General features: G+C 68.0%; 18 protein-coding genes. 9 read left to right on the top strand and 9 right to left on the bottom strand.

Features of this window, described 5'->3' with window-relative positions; genetic code table 11:
- Window positions 1-12 precede the first annotated feature (12 nt).
- From U5918_RS00940 to U5918_RS00930, 3 genes are all read right to left on the bottom strand, one after another.
- Complete coding sequence (locus U5918_RS00940; RefSeq protein WP_335998782.1) at window positions 13-1296, bottom strand: hypothetical protein; 1284 nt, start codon at window positions 1294-1296, stop codon at window positions 13-15.
- 111 nt (window positions 1297-1407) lie between these two features.
- Complete coding sequence (locus U5918_RS00935; RefSeq protein WP_335998781.1) at window positions 1408-2238, bottom strand: MBL fold metallo-hydrolase; 831 nt, start codon at window positions 2236-2238, stop codon at window positions 1408-1410.
- A 52-nt stretch (window positions 2239-2290) separates the two neighbouring features.
- Entirely contained in the window at window positions 2291-2686 is a 396-nt protein-coding gene (locus U5918_RS00930) for a YlbF/YmcA family competence regulator (RefSeq protein WP_335998779.1), read from the bottom strand.
- Window positions 2687-2957: 271 nt separating this feature from the next.
- Between U5918_RS00930 and U5918_RS00925 the strand changes: the two genes are divergently transcribed.
- The 3 genes from U5918_RS00925 to U5918_RS00915 all read left to right on the top strand — a co-directional run bounded on the left by U5918_RS00925 (window position 2958) and on the right by U5918_RS00915 (window position 6758).
- Window positions 2958-4400 carry a M61 metallopeptidase family protein gene (locus U5918_RS00925; protein ID WP_335998778.1) on the top strand — a complete coding sequence of 481 codons (1443 nt, stop codon included), beginning with the start codon at window positions 2958-2960 and terminating at the stop codon, window positions 4398-4400.
- Window positions 4401-4472: 72 nt separating this feature from the next.
- Window positions 4473-5528: a diphthamide biosynthesis enzyme Dph2 gene (gene dph2 / locus U5918_RS00920; protein WP_335998776.1), complete on the top strand. Its 1056-nt coding sequence runs from the start codon at window positions 4473-4475 to the stop codon at window positions 5526-5528.
- 156 nt (window positions 5529-5684) lie between these two features.
- Complete coding sequence (locus U5918_RS00915; RefSeq protein ID WP_335998774.1) at window positions 5685-6758, top strand: hypothetical protein; 1074 nt, start codon at window positions 5685-5687, stop codon at window positions 6756-6758.
- Between the two features lie 9 nt (window positions 6759-6767).
- Here the strand turns inward: U5918_RS00915 and U5918_RS00910 are convergent, their stop codons facing one another.
- A complete protein-coding gene (locus U5918_RS00910; protein ID WP_335998773.1) occupies window positions 6768-7703 on the bottom strand; it encodes an alpha/beta hydrolase in 936 nt (311 codons plus the stop codon).
- Window positions 7704-7857: 154 nt separating this feature from the next.
- Here U5918_RS00910 and U5918_RS00905 point away from each other — a divergent pair, with 154 nt between their 5' ends.
- A complete protein-coding gene (locus tag U5918_RS00905) occupies window positions 7858-8745 on the top strand; it encodes a hypothetical protein (RefSeq protein WP_335998771.1) in 888 nt (295 codons plus the stop codon).
- 42 nt (window positions 8746-8787) lie between these two features.
- Here the strand turns inward: U5918_RS00905 and U5918_RS00900 are convergent, their stop codons facing one another.
- Both U5918_RS00900 and U5918_RS00895 read right to left on the bottom strand, forming a co-directional pair.
- Window positions 8788-9489: an SOS response-associated peptidase gene (locus tag U5918_RS00900; protein WP_335998769.1), complete on the bottom strand. Its 702-nt coding sequence runs from the start codon at window positions 9487-9489 to the stop codon at window positions 8788-8790.
- Between the two features lie 61 nt (window positions 9490-9550).
- On the bottom strand, window positions 9551-10492 hold the full coding sequence (locus tag U5918_RS00895) for an alpha/beta hydrolase (RefSeq protein WP_335998768.1): 942 nt from the start codon (window positions 10490-10492) through the stop codon (window positions 9551-9553).
- Window positions 10493-10707: 215 nt separating this feature from the next.
- On the opposite strand from U5918_RS00895, the gene U5918_RS00890 reads away from it, so the two are divergent.
- Window positions 10708-11331: an METTL5 family protein gene (locus tag U5918_RS00890; RefSeq protein ID WP_335998767.1), complete on the top strand. Its 624-nt coding sequence runs from the start codon at window positions 10708-10710 to the stop codon at window positions 11329-11331.
- Here the strand turns inward: U5918_RS00890 and U5918_RS00885 are convergent.
- Both U5918_RS00885 and U5918_RS00880 read right to left on the bottom strand, forming a co-directional pair.
- Window positions 11328-13010: a rhomboid family intramembrane serine protease gene (locus U5918_RS00885; RefSeq protein ID WP_335998765.1), complete on the bottom strand. Its 1683-nt coding sequence runs from the start codon at window positions 13008-13010 to the stop codon at window positions 11328-11330. The genes U5918_RS00890 and U5918_RS00885 overlap by 4 nt on opposite strands.
- Before the next feature lie 43 nt (window positions 13011-13053).
- Window positions 13054-14274 carry an acyl-CoA dehydrogenase family protein gene (locus U5918_RS00880; RefSeq protein WP_335998763.1) on the bottom strand — a complete coding sequence of 407 codons (1221 nt, stop codon included), beginning with the start codon at window positions 14272-14274 and terminating at the stop codon, window positions 13054-13056.
- Window positions 14275-14470: 196 nt separating this feature from the next.
- On the opposite strand from U5918_RS00880, the gene U5918_RS00875 reads away from it, so the two are divergent.
- A complete protein-coding gene (locus U5918_RS00875) occupies window positions 14471-15547 on the top strand; it encodes a phosphotransferase family protein (protein WP_335998762.1) in 1077 nt (358 codons plus the stop codon).
- A gap of 29 nt (window positions 15548-15576) precedes the next feature.
- Here U5918_RS00875 and U5918_RS00870 read toward each other — a convergent pair whose 3' ends face one another.
- Window positions 15577-16911, bottom strand: a complete 1335-nt coding sequence (locus tag U5918_RS00870) for an outer membrane protein assembly factor BamB family protein (RefSeq protein ID WP_335998760.1) — start codon at window positions 16909-16911, stop codon at window positions 15577-15579.
- Between the two features lie 62 nt (window positions 16912-16973).
- Here U5918_RS00870 and U5918_RS00865 point away from each other — a divergent pair, with 62 nt between their 5' ends.
- From U5918_RS00865 to U5918_RS00855, 3 genes are read left to right on the top strand one after another with little or no spacing between them, the layout of a single operon-like run.
- Entirely contained in the window at window positions 16974-19334 is a 2361-nt protein-coding gene (locus tag U5918_RS00865; RefSeq protein ID WP_335998759.1) for a PAS domain-containing sensor histidine kinase, read from the top strand.
- On the top strand, window positions 19331-19774 hold the full coding sequence (locus U5918_RS00860) for a response regulator (RefSeq protein WP_335998758.1): 444 nt from the start codon (window positions 19331-19333) through the stop codon (window positions 19772-19774). Before U5918_RS00865 ends, U5918_RS00860 begins: the two co-directional genes overlap by 4 nt.
- Before the next feature lie 2 nt (window positions 19775-19776).
- Window positions 19777-20883 (top strand): hybrid sensor histidine kinase/response regulator, encoded by a 1107-nt coding sequence (locus U5918_RS00855; protein WP_335998756.1) that lies wholly within the window; start codon window positions 19777-19779, stop codon window positions 20881-20883.
- Window positions 20884-20885: the final 2 nt, after the last annotated feature.

Genomic DNA, 20885 nt, shown 5'->3' with positions numbered 1-20885 from the left:
CGCGTCCGGTTTTCAGTCGCTGTCGGCCGCGCCCAGCACGTTGCTGAGCTGTTCGCGCCACTCCTTGAGTTCCACGATGTCCGATTCGATGTCCTCGACGCGGTCGTCCACCTGATCGACGTCGTCGAGTTCCGATTCGAGGTCGTCGATGGCGCCCTGGATCTCGGCCACGTCGTCGTCGACGTCCTTCACGTCGCCCTTGAGCGACTGGAGGTCGCTCTGGATCCCCTCGACGCTGTCCTCGAGCGAGGCGACCTGCTGGTTGTTGTCCTCGATGTCGCCCTCCAGCCCGCCGATCTGGTCTTCGAGGCTCGCGACGTCGTCCTGCAGGCCCTCGATGATGTCCTGACCGGTCCCGTTCTCCTCGAGGAACTCTTCGAGGGCGTCGACGTAGGCGTCGAGTTCGCTCACGTCGGTCTGGAGCTTCTCGATGCGGGCCTCGACCGCGCCGCCGGGGCCCGCGTCGCCGCCTTCGATCTCCAGTTCCTCCCGGAGCACGTCGAGGTCGTCGTCGTCCACCTCGCCCTCCTGGATCTCCGTCGCCAGGGCCGCGGCCACGCTCTCCGCGTCGAGCGTCGTGCCCGTGGCCGGCTCGGCGGCCTCCGTCTCGGCTTCCTGCTCGACCTCGGTTTCCGCAGCTTCCTCCTCCGCGTCGTCCTCGGCGTCGGCCTCCCGGGCCTCGGCTTCTTCGTCCGCATCCTCGTCCTCGTCGCCGTCGTCGGCCTCGGCCTCGTCCTCGGTGTCGGCCTCCTGGGCCTCGGCCGCCTCCTGGCGGGATTCTTCCTCGGAGTTCGGGTCCGTGAGGTCGAGCGTTCCGATGTCCTCGTCTTCTTCCTCGTCCTCGAGCCCGGGGACGGAGTCGGCGTTCCCGGAGATGACGTCGCGCACGACGTCGCTCCCGCTCCCGCCGACGACGCCGTCCTCGTCCTCGAGCGGTGGGTCGACCTCGTCGATTTCGGGCTCGGTGAGGAACTGCTCGACGTTGTCCGTGCCCGTCGCGCGGATACCGTAGACGGTAGTGTACTGCTCTTCGGCCTCGATCTCGCGCTCGAAGGTGATCTCGTCGTCCTCGATGGTCCAGTACTCGCTGCCGTACTCGGGGTGGAAGCCCAGATCCTCCACCGCCACGTTCTCCGGGACGTCGTCGACGAGCCTGACCGTCACCGGCTCCGTCCGGTCCGAGTCGATCCGGAACGCGATAGCGGGGACGGGAAACGCGTCGGCCTCGAACGTCTTGATCACGGTAACCCCGTTCGAGGCGACGGTCACCTCCTCGTAATTTTGCGATTCGCTCATGTTTACTGTTCGAGTTACCAACGGTATTAAAGCTACGTACCGTTTCTCGACACGTGCGAAGGAGTCACACACCGGCCGGGTGTGCGACTGTTACCGGCCGATAATCGCCGATTACAGGTCGACCCGGTCCCCGATCTCGACGATTTCGACCCGATTTGGGTGGTCGTGACTCCTGACGTGATCGTGCAGCGCGGTGGGGTCGGCCGTCAGTCCCTTCCACATGTCCCAGTGAGTGGGGAGGAGCCGATCCAGTTGGAGTTGCCGGGCGGCCTCGCAGATCTCGTTCTCGTCGCTGTACCACTTCGTGTACTTCGGTTCGCGGGTCTGCTTGTCCGGGAGCATCCCGTCGGAGCCGAAGGCGAGCACGCCGAGGTCGATGTCGTACGCCTCGCCGATGTCGGCGAAGGACTCGCCCGGTCGCGCGTCCCCGCCGTGGAAGAACGTGCCGGCGTCGTGTTCGAAGACGTACGACACCGGGTGGGTCGCGTCGGGGTCGTTCGCGGCTTCGACGTGGATCCGTAGTTCGCCGACCTCGAATGTGTCCCCTTCGCTCACCTCGTGGAACTGCGACTCGTCGACGTCCCAGCGGTCGGTCCAGTTCGCTGCTTCGGTGACGGCCAGCGAATCGTCCGGCCCGACGTAGTCCGCGCCGGTCTCGGCGAGGATCGGGGCCTGACTCGGGCCGTCTACGTGGTCGGAGTGCTCGTGGGTCGCGAGGACGGCGTCGGCATCGCGGACGTCGGTCGGGTCGAAGGGCACGGGGATCATCCGGACCGTCCGCGGGGGATCGCCGGTCCCGAGGTAGGGGTCGACGAAGACGGTCGTCCCGTCGGCCGCCTTCAGGACGAACCCGTTACAGCCCAGATACCAGAGCGCCAGCCCGTCGGGATCGGCGTCGGCGACGGCCGCCGGCAGCCAGTCGCCCCAGTCGCTGTGTACCATGTGCGTGGCTGCGCCGGGCCGGCAAAAGAGGATTTCGACCGCGGGCTTCGCCTCAGTCCTCGCAGCAGCCGCCGGCCTTCTGGCCGAAGTCGACGCGCAGCGGCTCCGAGATGGCCTCGTTGACTTCCTGAAGGCGCAGTTCCAGTTCGTTCTGGGCCTGGAGGAAGTCGGCCATGACGGGGATGTCGTGGAGCGCTTCCTGTTTGGCCTGTAGCTCGCGCAGGTCGTCCTGGGTCGCGTCGCCCGTCTGTCGGGCCAGCATGAACTCCTCGCGGAACTGCTCGAACTCGCGGATCTTCTCCTGGGCCTCCTCGTGGCTCTCCACTGCCTCCTTGGCTTCCTCGAAGCGCTGGTAGGCGGGCAGGTCGGCGATCGCCTCACCGAGGTCGCGGCTCAGCTGATCGACTGTCGACTTGGCGGTCTCGCCGGATTCCGTTTCGATGCTCATCGCCGTGGGCTACGACCTTCAGCGGTTTCAACCTGCCGAACGCCACCGCGGCGGACCGCACACGCGCCGACCCGGGTCCCCGAGCCACGACGCCGCGGAGCGAGGGGTACCAGTATCAATAACAATACTCTCAGAGACAGGGATATATTCGATCAGACATATACACCATCAAGAGGTGTATGGATCGGTGATAACTCCGTCTGCGTTCTCCCGCCTACTGATATTATTATCGATTTCGATTGTCATCGCTGGCGCCGGGACCGGCGCCGCGGTGGCCGTCGAATCTGGCGGCGGGAACGCGACTTCGTCCGCGGACGCGGACTATGCCATCACCGGTGCAGGAGAGATCGTCGCTACCGATCAATCGGGCGACACCGGAGCGATCGAGGACACCGGTGCGACCGGGGAAACCGATGATGCTGGCGAACCGCGGCCGACGGTGGACGCGACCGTCGAGCGGGTCGGCGCCACCGACGCGCTCCGGTACGATCTGTCGATCACGGACCTCTCGGCCCTCGAGCGCGTCACACTCGTGGTCGGTCGGGACGCGACCGTGATCGAAAGCGAGGGGCTGTCCGTGCGAAAACGCGGTGGACGGACCTGGCTCCGACCGGCCGACGGGGCAGATAGCGCGACGCTCGGCATCCGGACGACGGTGTCCGGCGCCGACCGACCCCAGGGGAGCGGCGAGTTCTTCGCGACCGACGAGTGGGTCCTCGGTCCGGTCCCGCTGGTCGAACTCCGCTGGGGGACCGCGGGCGAGCGGGAGCGGACGCTCCCGCTGGGCGACGATCTACTCGGGTCGTCGGAAACCACCGCGGGCCAGCGCTACGCGCTGGTCGGTGAGCAGCGGACGACGACCGTCTCGGCCGCCGACGGGCAGATCCGGATCGTGCAGCCGGCCGACACGACCACCAGGGCCGGATCGGACGAACTCACCGCGGCCCTCGCCGCGGCCGCCGAACGCCTGGACGTGGGCGACCGCGGCGACGACGTATTGCTGTTCGCGCTCGGCTCGCCCGCCCGGCGCGGCGGCGAGTCGTTCCCCGGCCGGGACGAGGGCTGGGTCCACGCCGACGCCGGGCTCGACGACCCCAACAGCGTCTGGTTCCACGAGTACGTCCACACGCGCCAGGAGTTCGTCCTCACGGACGGGATGCACTGGTTCCGGGAGGCCAGCGCGGAGTACTACGCCGCGCGGCTGGCCTACGAGCAGGGCCGGATCACCGAATCGGAGATGCACACGCACCTCGGCGGCTCGGCGGTCCACGCCACGCTGGCCGATCCGGCGACGTGGACCGACCGGTCCGTGCCATATACCAAGGGCGCGCGCGTGGTGTGGTTGCTCGACGAGAAGATCCGTCTCTCCACCGACGGCGAGCGCTCGATGGTCGACGTGGTCCGCCGACTGAACGAACACGACGGACCCGTCAGCCGGGGCGACTTCCGGGACGCCGTCGCAGCGGTCGCCGGACACCGGATGGACGGCTGGATCGATCGCTACGTCGACAACGGGGTCCCGGTCGCCAGTTTCTACCCGAACGAGCCGGCCCGGTCCGGGCCGTTCGCCGCCGTGCTCTCGCTCCCGGTCGGGGCCAGGCGCGCGGTCTCGTTCCTCGGCGTCGCCGTCCTGTTGAGCGGATTGGTGTCGGTGCCGCTCTACCGGTATCTCGACCGACTCGAACGGGAGGACCCACCGAGCCGGCCGGTGTAGAAGCTGCCCGGCGGAGCGGCGACGAGTTCCGAAGCGTCGGCGTTTTACGCGCCCGGCGGTAATCCGGGTGCAATGAGCCAGGACTCGTCGGAGAACTACTCGGAGGGCGACCTCCGGGGCACGGGGATGTCCCTGAAACACGACCGGGAGTGGGACTACGAACTCGACCGCATCACCGAGGCCGTCGCCGAACGCGACGCCGAGACGGTCGGCCTCCAGTTCCCCGAGGGCCTCAAACGCCGCGCCAGCGCCGTCACCGACGACCTGCGCGCCGAGTTGCCCGACGACGTCACCGTCATGACCTCCGGCCAGCCCTGTTACGGGGCCTGCGACCTCGACACCTACATGATGCGCCGGACGGACGTCTTCGTCCACTTCGGCCACAGCCCGATGAAGGAGTCGGAGAAGATCATCTACGTCCCGCTGTTCTCGAACGTCGAAGTCACGCCGATCATGGAGGAGTCGCTCTCGGAACTGGCCGACCCCGACGACGACCCGGACGTCGGGCTCGTGACGACGGCCCAGCACATGAACAAGTTCGAGGAGATGCGCGAGTGGCTGGAAGACCGCGGCTACGAGGTCCACACCCGCCGCGGCGACGACCGGCTGACCCACGAGGGGCAGGTCCTCGGTTGCAACTACGCGAGCGCGGACGTCGACGCCGACCAGATCCTCTACGTCGGCGGCGGGAAGTTCCACCCCCTCGGGCTGGCGATGGAACACCCGGACAAACACGTCGTCATCGGCGATCCGGTCAACAACGTCGTCACCGTCGCCGACCCCGAGAAGTTCCTGAAACAGCGCTACGCCTCGGTCCACAAGGCCATGGACGCCGAGGAGTGGGGTGTCATCTTCTGCACCAAGATCGGGCAGGGCCGCTGGGACCAGGCCGAGGAGATCGTCGCGGAGAACGACAACGCCTACCTGATCACGATGGACGAGGTGACGCCCGACCGGCTGACGAACTTCGGGTTCGACGCCTACGTCAACACGGGCTGTCCGCGGATCACGACCGACGACGGCCCGCAGTTCAAGCGGCCGATGCTCACCCCCGGCGAGTACGAGATCGCGATCGGCGAAAAGCCCCTCGACGAACTCTCCTTCGACACCTTCCACGGGACCTGGTGAGGCACGCGCGCGAGCGGGGCGGCTGAGGGAGCGGAAACCACTCGTAGCCAGGTCGCGACCAATCGAGTTCCGGCAGGCGAGAGAGCGACGGGGAGTTACGACGACGGCGACCCAGCCGGCAAGAGCGCCTACACCGCTGGCCGTGGCACGCCCGCCGTGGTTCGCACAGGAATACTCTGCGTGGTCGTCCTGCTCGCGGTCGGCGGGGTGGCCGCCATCGGATCGGCAGCCGAGCAGCCGGTCGCGGCCGGCGACGACCTGTCACGACAGGAAACGCCCGACGAAACGCCGACGGATGCTGCGGAAGCGGACGAGGAGGACCCGCTCGCGCCCCTCCCCGAGGAGACCGTCGAGAACGGATCGGTCAACCTGACGGCGCTATACGAAACCCACAGCGAGGAGTTGCGATCGGAGGGCTACCGGGCGACCGAGAACGGGACCCTCGAGACGAACGGTACGATGACGCACTCGATGAACGTGTCCTCGGCGGCGACGGCCGGCAACCGCTCGCTGGTCGTCACGAACACGACGATATTCAACCAGACGAGACAGACCGCGGTCTGGACCGACGACGACGAGCGGTTCGTCCGCATGGTGCGGGACGGCAACGTGACGTATCTGACGATGCCGACGCGGAACGCGAGTGCGGCCGGGAACGGTAGCCAGCAGGGCCCGAACGGCACGGCACAGCCGATGCAACCCGGCGGGATGGCCGGGGCCGGCCACGGAGCGATGGGTCCCGGACAGGACGTGCCCGGGAGCGTCCTCCTGGCGCTCGAAAACGCCACTGGCGAGTTCACCGTCGCGGAGGAACCCCTCCCCGAGGCCGACACCGGACCCGATACGGTCACGCTGACGGCGCCGCTCGAGATGGAAGGCCCCAGCATCGACGCCACCGGGAACGTCACGCTCGCCGTCGACGACCGTGGCGTCGTCAGGGCCGTGAACGCGACCGGCGAGGTCCCGGCCCGAAACGCGACGATGTCATACCGGCTCACCGTCGAGCAAGTCGGCGTGACGAGCATAGACGAGCCCGACTGGCTCTCCGAAGCGCGAGACGAGGCACGGACGCCCGCCGGACCGGGAATGCCGGGACCAGGGATGGGCCCGGGGATGGGACCGGGAACTGATCGCGGCCCAGGACCGGAACGGGGTCCAGGACAGGGACCAGGACCGGGAACTGATCGCGGGCCTGGTCAGGGGCCCGGACCGGGGCCCGGCGGACGGTAGGAGAGCGGACTAGAACGCGTCGGCGAGGTCAACGCCGATCCGTTCGACGACGTCAGCCGCCGCGTCGACCATGCCGACCATCCCGAGGAAGCCGTGGATCATGTCCTCGTAGTGGTAGTGGTCGGTCGGGACGCCGTTCGCGTCGAGGTGGTCGGCGTAGGCGACCCCCTCGTCCCGGAGCGGGTCGAAACCGGCGGTGACGACGGTGGCGGGCGGCACGTCAGAGAGGTCCCGCGCCAGGAGCGGCGCGAAGTACTCGTTGCGGAGGTCCCGCCGATCCGTCACGTAACAGTCGACGAACCACTCTATCGCCGCCGACTCGAGGAAGTAGCCCTCGGCGTTCTCCGCGTAGGAGTCGAAGTCGTGCACCGCCGGCGAGGCGACCATGGGATAGGCCAGTAACTGGTGGACGACGTCTGGACCGCCGCGGTCCTGGAGCACGAGCGTCGTCGCGGCCGTCAGATTGCCGCCCGCGGAGTCGCCGCCGACGGCGATCCGATCGGTGTCGAGATCGACCTGCTCGCCGTGTTCGGCGACCCACTCGACCGCGGCGTAGGCGTCCTCGACCGCAGCGGGGAACGCGTGCTCGGGTGGGCGGCGGTAGTCCACGGACAGGACCGCACAGTCCGCGGCGTTGGAGAGGCTGCGGCACTGGTTGTCGTGGCTCTCGACGTCGCCGAGGACCCAGCCGCCGCCGTGGAAGAAGACGAGCACGGGGTGGGGACCGTCGCCCTCGGGCAGGTAGAGACGGACGGGGAGCGCCCCGCCCGGGCCCTGGATCTCGAAGTCCCGGACGTCGTCCACGTCGGGGCCGTCGGTGAGGGTCGTCGCGCCGCGGAACTGCTCGCGGGCGTCGGCGACGGAGAGCGCGTGGACGGGCGGGATCGGTTCGCCCTCGATGATGTCGAGGATGTTCTGCGCGTGCTGGTGGGGCGCGTCTGCCATGCCTCCACCGTCTCTCAGCCCTCATTTAAAGATGAATCACTCCGAAACGTGTCGCGTTCGACCCCAAACCGACGAGGATCCCGCAACCAGCTAGCGAGGAGTCGGCGGCCGACACGCAGAATGTCATTCAACCTCGGGGCTTTTGTTATCGAACGTGTCACGGACGCCACTCGTAACGGTCGGCATCGTCGTGCTCGCCGCCCTGGCCGTCGCGGTCGTGCTCGCGGCCGGGACGGCGCTGGTGGCCGCGGCGGGGCAGCTCGCCGGGGACATCGCGCTCGACGAGTCCGCGGTCGACGACGGAGCGAACGACACCGATCCGGCGAACCGCACGATCCCGGGGATCGAAGACGACGGGACGGCCAACGTCTCGTCCGTCCTCGAATCCCACCGCTCGATCCTCGTCGACAGCGGCTACCTCGCGGTGACGAACGCGACGCTCTCCAGGAACGGGAGCGTCGTCGCCACGGAGGACCAGTCGATTCGCTCGTCTCCCAACGCCTCTCGCGTGCGCGTGGAACGGGATCGACGGGGCAACGACGGCGCTGACGCGACCACCGGCGACCCCGCGGCCAGCACCACCGTCTGGTCGAACGACAGCTACACCGTCACGCGCGAACGCAGCGACGGCCGGGAACGGGTCAACGTCGAGGGACGGGTCCCGATGGGCGCCGTCCCGCCGACTGCCGGGCCCTTCACCACCGCCTTCGGTCGCGTCGACGGGGAGTTCACCGTCACCGACGACCGCGTGATCGACGGCCACCGTCTGGTCACCATCGAAGCGCCGCTCGAACCGACGACGAACGACACCGACCCCGGTCGGCTCCGGCTGACGGTCGACGATCGCGGCGTGGTTCGCAACGGCAGCGCGACCTGGGAGCGGCCCGACGGCCGGATCGAACTCTCCTATCGCCTGGTCTCGCTGGGCGTCGAGGACGTCTCGAAGCCCGGCTGGGCCGAGACCGTCATGAACGAGTCCGATCACCCGACGAACGGGACCGCGACCGCCTCGGAACGGGAGTCGCCGATCGCGGCCGGGTGACGCACGGGAACCGACGGCCGGCGATTCGGTCGCCCGAGACGGTCACTCCGACCCGAACTCGCCCAGTCCCGACTGCTCGTGTCCGAGGGGCTCGATCACGCCCGGATCGTCGTTCCCGGGGTTATTGACGCGCGTCGAGATCTCGTACGCCGCGAGGTCGTCGTCGGGATACGGACGACACAGTTCCTCTCGTTCGTCGGGCCCAGCCTCTAGCCACTCGGACTCCTCGTTTGCGGGGAGGACCACCGGCATCCGGTCGTGAATCGGCGCCAGCAACTCGTTGGGATCGGTGGTCAGGATCGTCACGCAGGAGACGGTCTCGTCCTCGCTCTCGCCGTCGCCCTCCCAGACCTCCCAGAGCCCGGCCATCGCGAACGCCGGGTCGTCCTCGCGGTGGATCCGGTAGGGCCGTTTTGGCCCGCCGTTTCGCGCCTGCCACTCGTAGAACCCCGACGAGAGGACGAGGCAGGGCCTGGACTCCCATGCCTTCTGGAACGCGGGCTTCTCCGACGCGGTTTCGGACCGGGCGTTGATCATTCCCGTCTCGGGTTCGTCGGCCCACGACGGAATCAGCCCCCAGTGGAACCGCCGGATCTCCCCTGCATCGTCGTTCGCGATGACTTCCAGGCCGTCCCCGGGCGCGATGTTGTACCGCGGTTCGTAGCCGCCGTCGGCGACGATCCGCGCGTCGAAGCGCCGCTCGAGGTCGTCCCGGTCGACGAAGAGGGAGGTTCGGCCGCACATACGTCCCGTTTCGGGGAGCGGGGCCTTCAACCTTCGACCGTTCGGGTGCGACGCGATCGGGCTAGAAGGATTCCTGCAGATCGGCCGCCAGAGCCTCGACGGCGTCCTCGGCGGCGTCGACCACGCCGATCATGGTCGCGAAGCCGTGGATCATGTCGTCGTAGTGGTGGCTGGAGACCGCGACGCCCTCGTCGTCGAGGCGGTCGGCGTAGGCGTAGCCCTCGTCGCGGAGCGGGTCGAACTCCGCGGTGACGATCGAGGCTGGCGGTACCCCCGAGAGGTCGTCTGCGAGCAGCGGGGCGAAGTACTCGTTGCGGAGGTGGATCTCGTCCTGGACGTACCGCTCGACGAACCACTGCATGCTCTCGGTCTCGAGGAAGTAGCCCTCGGCGTTCTCCTCGTACGATTCGAATTCCGGTCCGACGTCCGGCGAATTCACGGCCGGATAGATCAGGGCCTGGTGGGCGAGGTCGGGGCCGTCGCGGTCCTGCGTCATGAGGGTCACCGCCGCGGAGAGATTCGCGCCAGCGGAGTCGCCGCCGACGGCGATGCGATCGGTGTCGACGCCGACGTGCTCGCCGTGCTCGGCGATCCATTCGACTGCGGCGTAGGCGTCCTCGACGGCTGCGGGGAAGGGGTGTTCGGGCGCGAGGCGGTAGTCCACGGACAGGACGGCACACTCCGCGGCGTTCGCGAGCGACCGGCAGAGCGCGTCGTGAGTCTCCAGGCTCCCGATGACGAACCCGCCGCCGTGGAGGTACACCAGGACCGGATGCGGCCCGTCGGCGTCTGGTTGGTAGAGCCGAACCGGAAGCGCGCCGTCAGGGCCGCCGATCTCGAAGTCCTCGACGGTAGCCACGTCCTCGGCGTCGCCGCGCATCGCCGCCATCGCCTCGAGCTGGTCTCGGGCTTCCGCGACCGACACCGCGTACGTCGGCGGCACCGGCTGGTCGTCGATCATCTGCAGCACGGCCTGTACCTGTGGATGGGGCTCGTCTGCCATGCGGGTGCGAACACACCCCGTGACTGTTAACGTTATCCCGATCTGAGCTTACGTCGTAAGTCCGAGCGGGCGATGGGGGACCGACTGTTTCCCGGACGATACCGGCGGAATAACTATTGCGCATAAACGAAAACTTTTCAATGAACGCAGTGTATCTGACTGGTAGCGATGTGCACAGGTGTCTGCCGGACGGACGAGCGAGGTGAGCGGCCCCCATGAGCACGAAGAGCGGGCTGGCCCAGCGGCTGGCGATCGTCGCCGGGTTCGAGAACCCGTCGGCCTCGCTGGAGCAGTACCGGACGCCCCCGGAACTCGCCGCGCACCTGGTCCACACGGCGGACCTGCAGGGCGACGTCGAGGGCCGGACCGTCCTCGATCTCGGTTGCGGGACTGGGATGCTGGCCCTGGGGGCCGCGCTGCGCGGCCCGGACCGCGTCGTCGGCGTCGACGTCGACCCCGCGCCCCTGGCGACCGCCCGGGAGAACGAGCGGAAGGTCGCCTCGACCTCCGCCGTCGAGTGGCTCCGCGCGGACGCGACCCGTCTCCCGCTCCGACCGGACGGACCGACGACAGTCGTCATGAACCCGCCGTTCGGCGCGCAGGCGGGCAACGAGCACGCCGACCGCGCGTTCCTCGAAACCGCCGCCGAGGTCGCGGACGTCTCCTACTCGATCCACAACGAGGGCAGCGACGAGTTCGTCGAGGCCTTCGCCGCCGACGAGGGCGGCGAGGTCACCCACGCCTTCCGCGCGACCTTCGAACTCCCCAACCAGTTCGACCACCACACCGACGAGTCGCGGACCATCGACGCCGAAGTGTTCCGCATCGACTGGACCTAGCGCTTCCCGGCGATTCGCACCCGCGTGTCGTTCCGATGGGCGTAGAGGTCGCCCCCGGCCGTGCGGTTGAACCGCAACCCGCCAGCGGTGCGGTTCGCCCCGACCGAGGGGAGCGGAGTACGTCCTAGCTGATCGCCGTCCGCGGTGACGGTCAACCCGAACCCGTCTCTCCCGGAGCGGAACGTGACGTGGCGGCCGTCGATCCGCGGTCGCGCCGTCGACGGATCGGACGCGAAGGCCAGCCGGCGGTCGCCCTCGTGGCGCAGGAACACGGCGTAGACGGAGTCGTTGCCGACGGGGTTCCAGCCCGTCCGGTTCGCGACGACTTCCTCGCGAGTGCCCGGGCTCCCGAGGACGACCGTCGCGCGACCCCGCGAGGCTAGCTCGCGTTTGCCCACCACAGTGTAGAAGATGTGCCGGCGCTCGCTGGTGACGACGACGCCGCTCGTGTTGATCGTCCCACCGTCGCCGAACGGCCCGACGGCGAAGGAGGACGCGTACTCGTCGGTGATCCCCTCGGCGTAGGTGACCTCGTACCCGTCGACCGATACCTCGCCGTCGACGCCCTCGTCGAGGACGAAGAAGCCGGACCAGACCGCCAGCAGGGCGAGGGAGACCACCAGCGCCCCGAGGACGATCGCCGCCAGTTCGTGCGTCCGCAGGTCGACCGGTAGTTCCCGGTCGATGGCTGGAAGTCCGAGCGCGTCCACGAGCGGGTCCGGTCGGCGGTAGGCGACGCTCGCGACGACGAGCGCGGCCAGCAGGAAGACGAATACGACGCCGGCGGCCCGGAAGAGCACGAACCGCTCGCCGCCCAGGGGGGCGTAGAGCTGCCAGAGGCCCTGCACGACGGCGAAGACCAGGAACGCGAGCCAGAGCCGCGCGGGCCCGGGCAGCCGATCGCGCCGGGCCGCGAGGTACCCGCCGAGACCCACGCCGAGGAGGACCCCGAACAGGTGTCCCTGGATCGCGACGTTGGCCCAGCCCGGCGAGGTGAACACCTCTCTCGGCCCGGACACCGTGACGGGGTTCTGCACCGCCTGCATCACCACTCCGACGACCGACCTGGCGACGAGGGCGACGATCGTCGCGACGGGGTACGACACCAGCGCGAACCCGGCGACGGCGAACACGACTCCCGAGAAGCCGATCGTGGGGCCGAAGGCGAAGACGCCGGTCAGGAGTCCGACGGCGACGGCCGCGGCGGGGACCGCAAGGACGCGCACGAGCGGATGCTCCCGGAGACTGCCGAACGATTGGCTCCCGCGCTGTCGGGGGAAGTGCCCCCACGCGTACTCGGCGATGGGTCCGAAGAGCAGGGTCGCGAGCAGGTTCGACGTGACGTGGTTCAGATTCGCGTGGGCGAACGGCGAGGTGACGATCCCGAGCGGGTAGAAGTACGACCAGCTGATGAACGGGATCGCGAGCGGGTCGTTCGGGTGGGTGGCTCCCGCCTGGACGAGGAGGTAGAACGCACCGACGCCGGCGACCGTCAGCAGGGTCCCCCACGGGACGCCCAGGACGAAGCGGCGGCGGAGCGCGTGGCCCCAGCGACCGCGGGGGCCTTCGAACCTGATCGCGAGCCCGAGCGAGAGCAGTGCGGCCACCAGGACGGAGAGCGTCCACGCCCATCCCGGGACCGCCGACACCGACGAGAGCTGCGCGACGGCGGGCGACATATACAGCATCTGACGCGGGCCTCGTTTAGGCCTACCGGACGCCTCAGAACCGCGGCAGGTTCTCCAGTTCGCCCTCGGGGACGTTCTCGTCCTCGAAGGCCTCGCGGGCGATCGAGCGCTTGTGGACCTCGTCGGCCCCGTCGATGATGCGGAACGCGCGCACGGACTCGTAGAAGTCGGCCAGCGGGAGGTGGCGCGAGATGCCCGAGGCACCGCAGGCCTGGACCGCCAAATCGATCGTGTCCTGGACCACGTTCGCGGTGTAGTACTTGCTCATGGCGACCTCGATGCGGGCCTGTTCGCCCCGGCGGATCTTCTCGGCCGCGTGCCGGGTCATCGTCCGCGCCGCGTGGAGTGCGGTCTCCTGCTCGGCGATGGCGAACCGCTGAGCCTGTTTCTCCGAAAGCTGCTCGCCGAAGGCCGACCGCTCGCCCATGTACTCCTTGGCGATCCCGAGCGCGCGCTCGGCCATCCCCGAAAATCGCATGCAGTGGGTCAGCCGCGCGGGGCCGAGTCGCTCCTGTGCGATGGCGAAGCCCTCGTTCTCCGGGCCCAGCAGGTTCTCTTCCGGGACTCTGACGTTATCGTACCGGATCTCCGCGTGGCTCTCGTGGACGACCGACGGCCCGAGGTGGGGCGTCGCCTCGACGATCTCGACGCCGTCGGCGTCGATGGGCACCAGGATGATCGACGTGCCCGAGTAGGGGTGGGCGTCCATGTCTGTCCGGGCCATCAGCAGGAGGAGGTCGGCCTCGTCGCCCTGCGTCGTCCACCACTTGTGGCCGTTGATGACCCATTCGTCACCGTCCTTCTCGGCGGTGGTCTGCATCATCTTGGGGTCCGAGCCCGCGCCCTGCATCGGCTCGGTCATCGAGAAGCCCGAGCGGATCTCGCCAGCGACGAGGGGTTTCAGCCACTCCTCTTTCTGCTCCTCGGTGCCGAACATCTCGAGGGTGTGCATGTTCCCCTCGTCGGGCGCGTCGACGCGCATGGCCGCCTGGCCGAGCAGGCTCTTGCCGGCCTCCTCGAACAACGGGAGCACGTCGCGGAAGTCGTATCCGCCGCCACCGTACTCCTCCTCGATCTGCGGGCAGTAGATACCGTACTCTTTGGCCCTCTCGCGAAGGGTCGCGATTCGCTCCTCTGGGACCGGGCCGTCGCCCAGGTACTCCCGCTCGACCGGAATGACTTCCGTCCTGACGAACTCGCGTGCTTGCTCCCTGAGTCGCTGTGCCGTCTCCGAATCCTCGTACTCGACAACCATACCACCCCTTTCGGACACAACAATGTAAAACATCCCCAAGCGGCCGGAGATCGAACCGCACCGGTTGTCCCCCGGACAGATGCACGGGTGGGACGCCCGCCCTCCGCCAACCCCCACTTATTCATACGTGGGCCGCAATCGCCCTAACAATGTTAGTACACGAGATCGAGGCGACTGGCGACGGGGTGACGGCGCAGTGAGCGACGAGAGCGACGCGTACTTCGACCGGATCGTCGACGTGAACGCGCTGGCCGAGTTCCTCGAGGACGAACTCGGCCCCGTCGAGGACTACGACGTGCGCCGCCACCAGGAAGGCCACTCCAACGAGACGCTGTTCGTGACCTGGGGCGACCGCGAACTCGTCATCCGCCGCCCGCCGCCGGGCGAGACCGCCGACAAGGCCCACGACGTGCTCCGGGAGTTCGAGGTCGTCGACGCCCTCCAGGGGACGGACGTCCGCGTGCCGACGACGGTGGCCGCGACCGACGATCACGCCATCATCGGGTCGGACTTCTACGTGATGGAGCGGGAGGACGGGACCGTCCTCAGGGGCGCCGAGCCAGACCGGTTCGCCACGCCCGAGCACCGGGAGGCGATCGGCGCTGAACTCGTCGACCGCCTGGCCGAGATCCACGAGGTGGACTACGAAGCCGTGGGCCTCGGCGACTTCGGCTACCCCGAGGGGTTCACCCAGCGCCAGGTGAAACGCTGGAGCGAGCAGTTCGAGTGGGCCTTCGAGGTGACGACCGACGAGCGCGAGGTGCCCGTGATCCGCGACGTGATGGCGTGGCTGAAGGACAACGCGCCCGAGGACCACCCGCAGACGCTGGTCCACGGGGACTACAAGCTCGACAACGTGATGTACGCGCCCGGGACGCCGCCCGAGATCGCGAGCATCTTCGACTGGGAGATGTCCACGCTGGGCGATCCCTTCACCGACCTCGGCTGGATGCTGTCGTACTGGTGGGAGGCGAAAGATCCCGAGCCGCCGGAGTCCCTCGACACGCTGTCCTCGACCTTCATGGCCGAACCGGGCTACCTCACCAGGGAAGAACTCGTCGACCGCTACGAGGACGCGACCGGATTCACCTTCGAGAACGAGCGCTTCTACCGGGCGCTGGCGGTCTACAAGCTGGCGGCGCTGGGCGAGATGTTCTTCCGCCGGTACCTCGAGGGCAACAGCGACGACCCGATGTACCCGAAGATGCGCGACGGCGTCCCCGCGCTGGCCGCCCGCGCCCAGCGGATCATCGACGGCGACGAACAGCTGTAGCGGCGAGCGCTCACCGTCCTCCGGTTTCCCTACTCGAGTGCCAGTAACGCGTACGTCTCCTCGGCCACTTGCGCTACCACGTAGAGCGTCCCGTCGTCGAGTACCGGTCCGGGCCCGACGCGCCCGATGAACTCTCGCTCGAAACGCAGCGCGGGACCGCCAGCGGCGCTGTCACCCGGTGTGGGGTCGAGCGCCCGGAGCCGATCACCGCCGACGAACACGGTGTCCCGCCCGAAGGCCGGAGCGGTGTGTCGCCAGTCGCCGATCTCCAGTTCCCACCGTTTGTCACCGGACTCGGGGTCGACCGCGAGAATCTGAAATCCGTTCGCCGCGAGCACGAGGCCGTCCACGAGACACAGTCCCCGCTCTACCATTCTCGTCTCGGCCTCCCAGCGAACGTCCCTGGCAGAACCCTCCACGTCGAGTGCGTAGGTCGTCCCGTCGCGGCAGGGGACGTATATCGAATCGGTGTCGGTGGTCGGCGGCGCGGTCGGTGGGGCGGGTAGCTGCCACCGCCAAACGCCGGACCCTCCGTCGCCGAGCAAGTAGACCATCCCCGCTTCGGTGGCGAGGACCGCACCGTGACCCATCCAGACTGCCGCGTGGTCGCGAACCCCTCCGAATACCTGGCGTCGCCACAGGACGTCGCCGTTCGCAGGGTCGAGTGAGAAGACCCGTTCACCGGCTCCACAGACCAGTTCGTCTCCGGCATGCGTGGAGGGCGCAGAAACACGCCCTCGACCCTCGGGCCGGCGCTCCCAGAGACGGTCGCCGCTCTCGGCGTCGAGCGCCCGGACAGCGTCGCCGGTGGAGACGTACGCGACTCCGCCCCGAACCAGCGGAACCGTCTCCGCGTCTGGGTCCGTCCATAGCTCAGATCCGTCACTCGAGTCCAGGACCTGCAACGCTTCGGGATTGACCTGAAACACCCGACCACCGGACACGACGGGTTCACGGTACGTGGTCTGAGGCACCTCGACGCGCCACCGTTCCGTCACGTGGTCTACGGGCGCTCGGCCGTCCCCCACAGATCGAGTGTTCGCGGCGTTACAGCCGAAACTCGACCACTCGCCGTTCGCTCCCGAAACGCTGTCCTCGGGATTCGGGAGCTCGTCCACACCGGAGGGCGGAGGGTCGTCGGGGTCGGGAGATCCCAGTAGCGACGAGCAACCGGCCAGCGACGCGGCAGCGACGGCGACGCCGGTCAGATAGGTTCGCCGGTCACGAGCCATTTTCCCGATAATGTAGGCATAGTAATAAAAAGACGGCGGATTAGCGTATACGGGTGCACAGACGAAAGAACACCGCAGCCAGAGGCACGAAAAGAGATCGCGACGAACTGTGCCCGCTACGAACTCGCCCATCCAGTTATCACATCCTGATATCGGTGCGGTAGAACGTTGTATAACGAGATTGAGGGGAGCCCATGGACCAGCACGAAGTGGACGAACAGACCGGGCCCGCCTCCGAGGGGCGGCCGGCGCGGGACCGGCGGCTCGAGGCGGTGTTCGAGGCGACGGGGACGTTCATCGGGGTCCTCGACCCGTACGGGACGATTCTCAGAGTGAACAAGGTCGCCCGGGAGTTCGCCGCCGTCGAACCGTCGACGTACGTCGGCGGACCGTTCTGGGAGGGCCCGTGGTTCGAACACGACGACGCGCTGCAGGAGCGGATACGGGCGGCGATCGAGCGCGCCGGCGAGGGCGAGGACGTCGAGTTCGAGGCGACGCAGATCTCGCCCGACGGCGAGCAGATAGACATCGACGGCACCGTCAGTCCGGTCACGGACGAGGACGGGCGGGTCGAATCACTCGTCGCGCAGGGCATCGACGTGACCGAGCAGCGGCGACGCGAGGAACGACTGGCGGCCCAGCGCGAGCGCATGAACACGCTACTCAACAACGCGCCGGTGGTCCTGTTCGCGCTCGACCCGGACGGTGAGTTCACCTACTCCCGGGGCAACGCGCTCGACAAACTGGGACTCGAACCCGGCGAGGCCGTCGGACAGTCGGTGTTCGAGATGTTCGCGGAGGCACCCGACGTCATCGACGCCGTCGAGCGAGCCCTCGAGGGCGAGCGCGTCGAAACCCAGGCTCAGCAGGGAGACCTCTACTTCCACACCGTATACCAGCCGGTCTTCGACGACCGGGGGGAGCTCGAACAGGTCATCGGCATCTCCCGGGACGTCACCGAGCTTCGCGAGCGCGAGCGGGAACTGGAGGCGTGGACCGACCGCCTCCAGACGGTCCTCGACAACGTGCCGCTGGCGCTGTGGACCGCCGACACCGACGGGATGATCGAGATGTCGCAAGGCCAGGGGCTGGCCGGCATCGGCGTGGAGCCCGGGGAGCTGGAGGGCCAGAACATGTTCGAGGTCTTCGCCGGGCAGGAGGCGTTCCTCTCGGACTTCGAGGCGGCGACCGCCGGCGAGGAACACACAGCCGTTCACGACATCGGTCCGGTCATCGCGCGGACGTGGTACCGACCGATCGTCCGGGACGGCGCCGTCGAGAAGGTCATCGGGGTGAGCATCGACATTACCGACGAAAAACGACAGGAGCGGCGCATCGAGGCGGTCAACGAGGCCACGAGCGAACTGATCGCAGCCGAGTCCCAGCGAGCGGTCGCGGACATCGTCATGACGCTCGCGACGGAGCTGCTCGACATGCCCCTCTCGGGGATCTACGCCACCGACGACGGGAGCGACGACCTCGTCCCGGTTGCGGCGACCGACCGCGTCCAGACCATGATGGACGCGGAGACCCCGACCGAGGCGCTCCCGAACGTCACTCCCGGTTCCGTCGAGATGGAGACGTTCCGGACGGGGAGCGCGCGCGTCGTCGAAGACTACGCCACGCTCGAAAACTCCGAGATGCCGGATAGCCCGCTCGGAACGCTCGTCATCGTCCCGCTGGGCGAGTACGGACAGCTTCACGTCGGCACGCCCGAGGTGTCGGTCCCGACGGAGGCGGAGCTGAACATCATCGAGATCCTGGCCCGGAACGCCGAAGCCGCACTGGAACGGGCGGAACGCGAGGCGGAACTCGAGGCCTACCGGGCGGAGCTCGAACAGTCGAACGAGCGGCTCCAGGAGTTCGCCCACATCGCCTCGCACGACCTGCAGGAGCCGCTCCGGATGGTGTCGAGTTACGTCGACCTGCTCGCGGTCGAGTACGGGGACGAACTCGACGACGAGGCCGACGAGTACATCGACTTCGCCGTCGGCGGCGCGAACCGGATGCAGTCGATGATCGAGGACCTGCTGCAGTACTCCCGGGTCTCGACCGACGCGGACGAGTTCGAGACGGTGGACGCGGCGGCCGTGGTCGAGGAGACGATCCAGAGCCTGGAATTCGCCATCGACGACGCGGACGCGACGGTCGACGTCGAACCGCTGCCGACGGTCGAGGCAGATCGCGACCAGCTCGGACAGGTGATCCAGAACCTCGTCAGCAACGCCCTCAGCCACGCCGGCGAGTCGCCGACAGTGACCGTCCGGGCGACGGAGGCGGACGATCACTACCGGTTCGAGGTCGCGGACGACGGCCCCGGCATCCCTGAGAACCAGCGCGAACGCATCTTCAAACTGTTCCAGCAGGGGAGCCGCGACGGCGACGGCGGCACCGGCATCGGACTGGCCGTCTGCGACCGGATCGTCTCTCGCCACGGCGGCGACATCTGGATCGAGTCCGAGGAGGGCGTCGGCGCGACGTTCTGTTTCACCATCCCGAAGAGAGGAGAGACCGAGGACCGACTGGCCGCGGTCGCGGGAGGTGACGCGCGATGACGCCGGAGCAGCAGACGCCAATCGAGGTGTTGCTGGCCGAGGACAACCCCGGCGACGTCAAACTCACGGAGAAGGCCTTCGAGCGGGGCAACGTCATCAACAACCTCAACGTCGTCAACGACGGCGTCGAGGCGATGTCGTACCTCCGCCAGGAGGGGGAGTACGAGGACAGTCCGCGTCCGGACCTCATCCTGCTCGACCTGAACATGCCCCGGATGGACGGCAAGGAGGTCCTCGCGGAGATCAAGGAGGATCCGGATCTGAAACGCATCCCGGTCGTGATCCTCACCAGTTCGGAGGCGGAAGAGGACATCATCAACTCCTACGACCTGCACGCGAACGCCTACCTGACGAAGCCGGTCGACTTCGACGGGTTCCTCGAGGTCGTGAACACCATCGAGGACTTCTGGCTGACCGTCGTGAAGGTCCCGCCCGAGTGACGATGTCCGGCACCAGCACCCAGCCGACGGACGTCCTCGTCGTGGAGGACAATCCCGGTGACGCCAAACTGCTGCGTCACCACCTCCGGGAGAGCACGCTCACCGGCGACGGCACCGGCCCGGAGATCACCCACGTCGAACGCCTCGACGCGGGCTTCGCGGAACTGGCCGAGGGGAGTTACGACGTGGTCTTCCTGGACCTCGGACTGCCCGAGAGCGACGGCATCGAGACGCTGGAGCGGTTCGTCGACCGCTACGACGCGGTCCCGGTCGTCGTCCTCACGGGCCTGAACAACCACGAACGGGCCGTCGAGGCCATCCAGCGTGGCGCGCAGGACTACCTGGTCAAAGACGAGATCGACGGGGACGCGCTCGCCCGGTCGCTCCGGTACGCCATCGAGCGCAAGAAGAGCGAGCGCGAACTCCGCAGGCAGAAAGAACAGATGGAGTTTTTCAATTCCATCCTCCGCCACGACATGCTCAACGGGCTGGAGGTGATCAAGATGCGGGCGGAACTCCTCGAACGCCGCAACGAGGGCCAGGTCACCGAGGACGCCGGCACCATCGTCGAGTGGACCGACAACATCATCGACCTGACCCGGAAGGTCAAGTCGGTGCTGGACACGCTCACCGACGACTCCGATCCGGAACTCCAGCCCGTCGACATCGTCCCGATCGTTCACTCCCAGGCCGAGCGCGTCCGCGGGATGGACGGCGACGTGACCATCGACGTGGACGTCCCCGACGACGCCCGGGTCGTCGCCGACGACCTGCTCTCGGAAGTCGTCGGCAACCTCCTGAGCAACGCGGTGGAACACGGCTCGACGAGCCCAGACTCCGAAACGCATCGGCGATCCGTCCGCATCGAGGCCGACGTGACGACCGCCGACGGCTGTGTGGTCCTCGAAGTGCGCGACGACGGCCCGGGCGTCCCGGACGGGACGAAAGAGCGCGTGTTCCGGCGGGGCGAGACCGGTGACCAGTCGGGCGGGACCGGCTTCGGCCTCTACTTCGTCCACTCGATGGTCTCGGTCTACGGCGGCGAGGTCGACATCGAGGACAACGAACCGTCGGGCACCGTCGTCAGGGTCGAACTCCCGACGGCCTGAGG

This window comes from Halorientalis sp. LT38 (assembly GCF_037031225.1).
GTDB lineage: Archaea > Halobacteriota > Halobacteria > Halobacteriales > Haloarculaceae > Halorientalis > Halorientalis halophila.
This window is presented reverse-complemented; position numbering and strand designations above follow the sequence as displayed.

Excerpts from the sequence above, each read along its gene's own strand:
- U5918_RS00940 (WP_335998782.1), bottom strand. The coding sequence starts at position 1,296 with ATGAGCGAATCGCAAAATTACGAGGAGGTGACCGTCGCCTCGAACGGG.
- U5918_RS00935 (WP_335998781.1), bottom strand. The coding sequence starts at position 2,238 with ATGGTACACAGCGACTGGGGCGACTGGCTGCCGGCGGCCGTCGCCGAC.
- U5918_RS00930 (WP_335998779.1), bottom strand. The coding sequence starts at position 2,686 with ATGAGCATCGAAACGGAATCCGGCGAGACCGCCAAGTCGACAGTCGAT.
- dph2 (WP_335998776.1), top strand. The coding sequence starts at position 4,473 with ATGAGCCAGGACTCGTCGGAGAACTACTCGGAGGGCGACCTCCGGGGC.
- U5918_RS00910 (WP_335998773.1), bottom strand. The coding sequence starts at position 7,703 with ATGGCAGACGCGCCCCACCAGCACGCGCAGAACATCCTCGACATCATC.
- U5918_RS00900 (WP_335998769.1), bottom strand. The coding sequence starts at position 9,489 with ATGTGCGGCCGAACCTCCCTCTTCGTCGACCGGGACGACCTCGAGCGG.
- U5918_RS00895 (WP_335998768.1), bottom strand. The coding sequence starts at position 10,492 with ATGGCAGACGAGCCCCATCCACAGGTACAGGCCGTGCTGCAGATGATC.
- U5918_RS00890 (WP_335998767.1), top strand. The coding sequence starts at position 10,708 with ATGAGCACGAAGAGCGGGCTGGCCCAGCGGCTGGCGATCGTCGCCGGG.
- U5918_RS00885 (WP_335998765.1), bottom strand. The coding sequence starts at position 13,010 with ATGTCGCCCGCCGTCGCGCAGCTCTCGTCGGTGTCGGCGGTCCCGGGA.
- U5918_RS00880 (WP_335998763.1), bottom strand. The coding sequence starts at position 14,274 with ATGGTTGTCGAGTACGAGGATTCGGAGACGGCACAGCGACTCAGGGAG.
- U5918_RS00870 (WP_335998760.1), bottom strand. The coding sequence starts at position 16,911 with ATGGGCGAGTTCGTAGCGGGCACAGTTCGTCGCGATCTCTTTTCGTGC.
- U5918_RS00865 (WP_335998759.1), top strand. The coding sequence starts at position 16,974 with ATGGACCAGCACGAAGTGGACGAACAGACCGGGCCCGCCTCCGAGGGG.
- U5918_RS00860 (WP_335998758.1), top strand. The coding sequence starts at position 19,331 with ATGACGCCGGAGCAGCAGACGCCAATCGAGGTGTTGCTGGCCGAGGAC.
- U5918_RS00855 (WP_335998756.1), top strand. The coding sequence starts at position 19,777 with ATGTCCGGCACCAGCACCCAGCCGACGGACGTCCTCGTCGTGGAGGAC.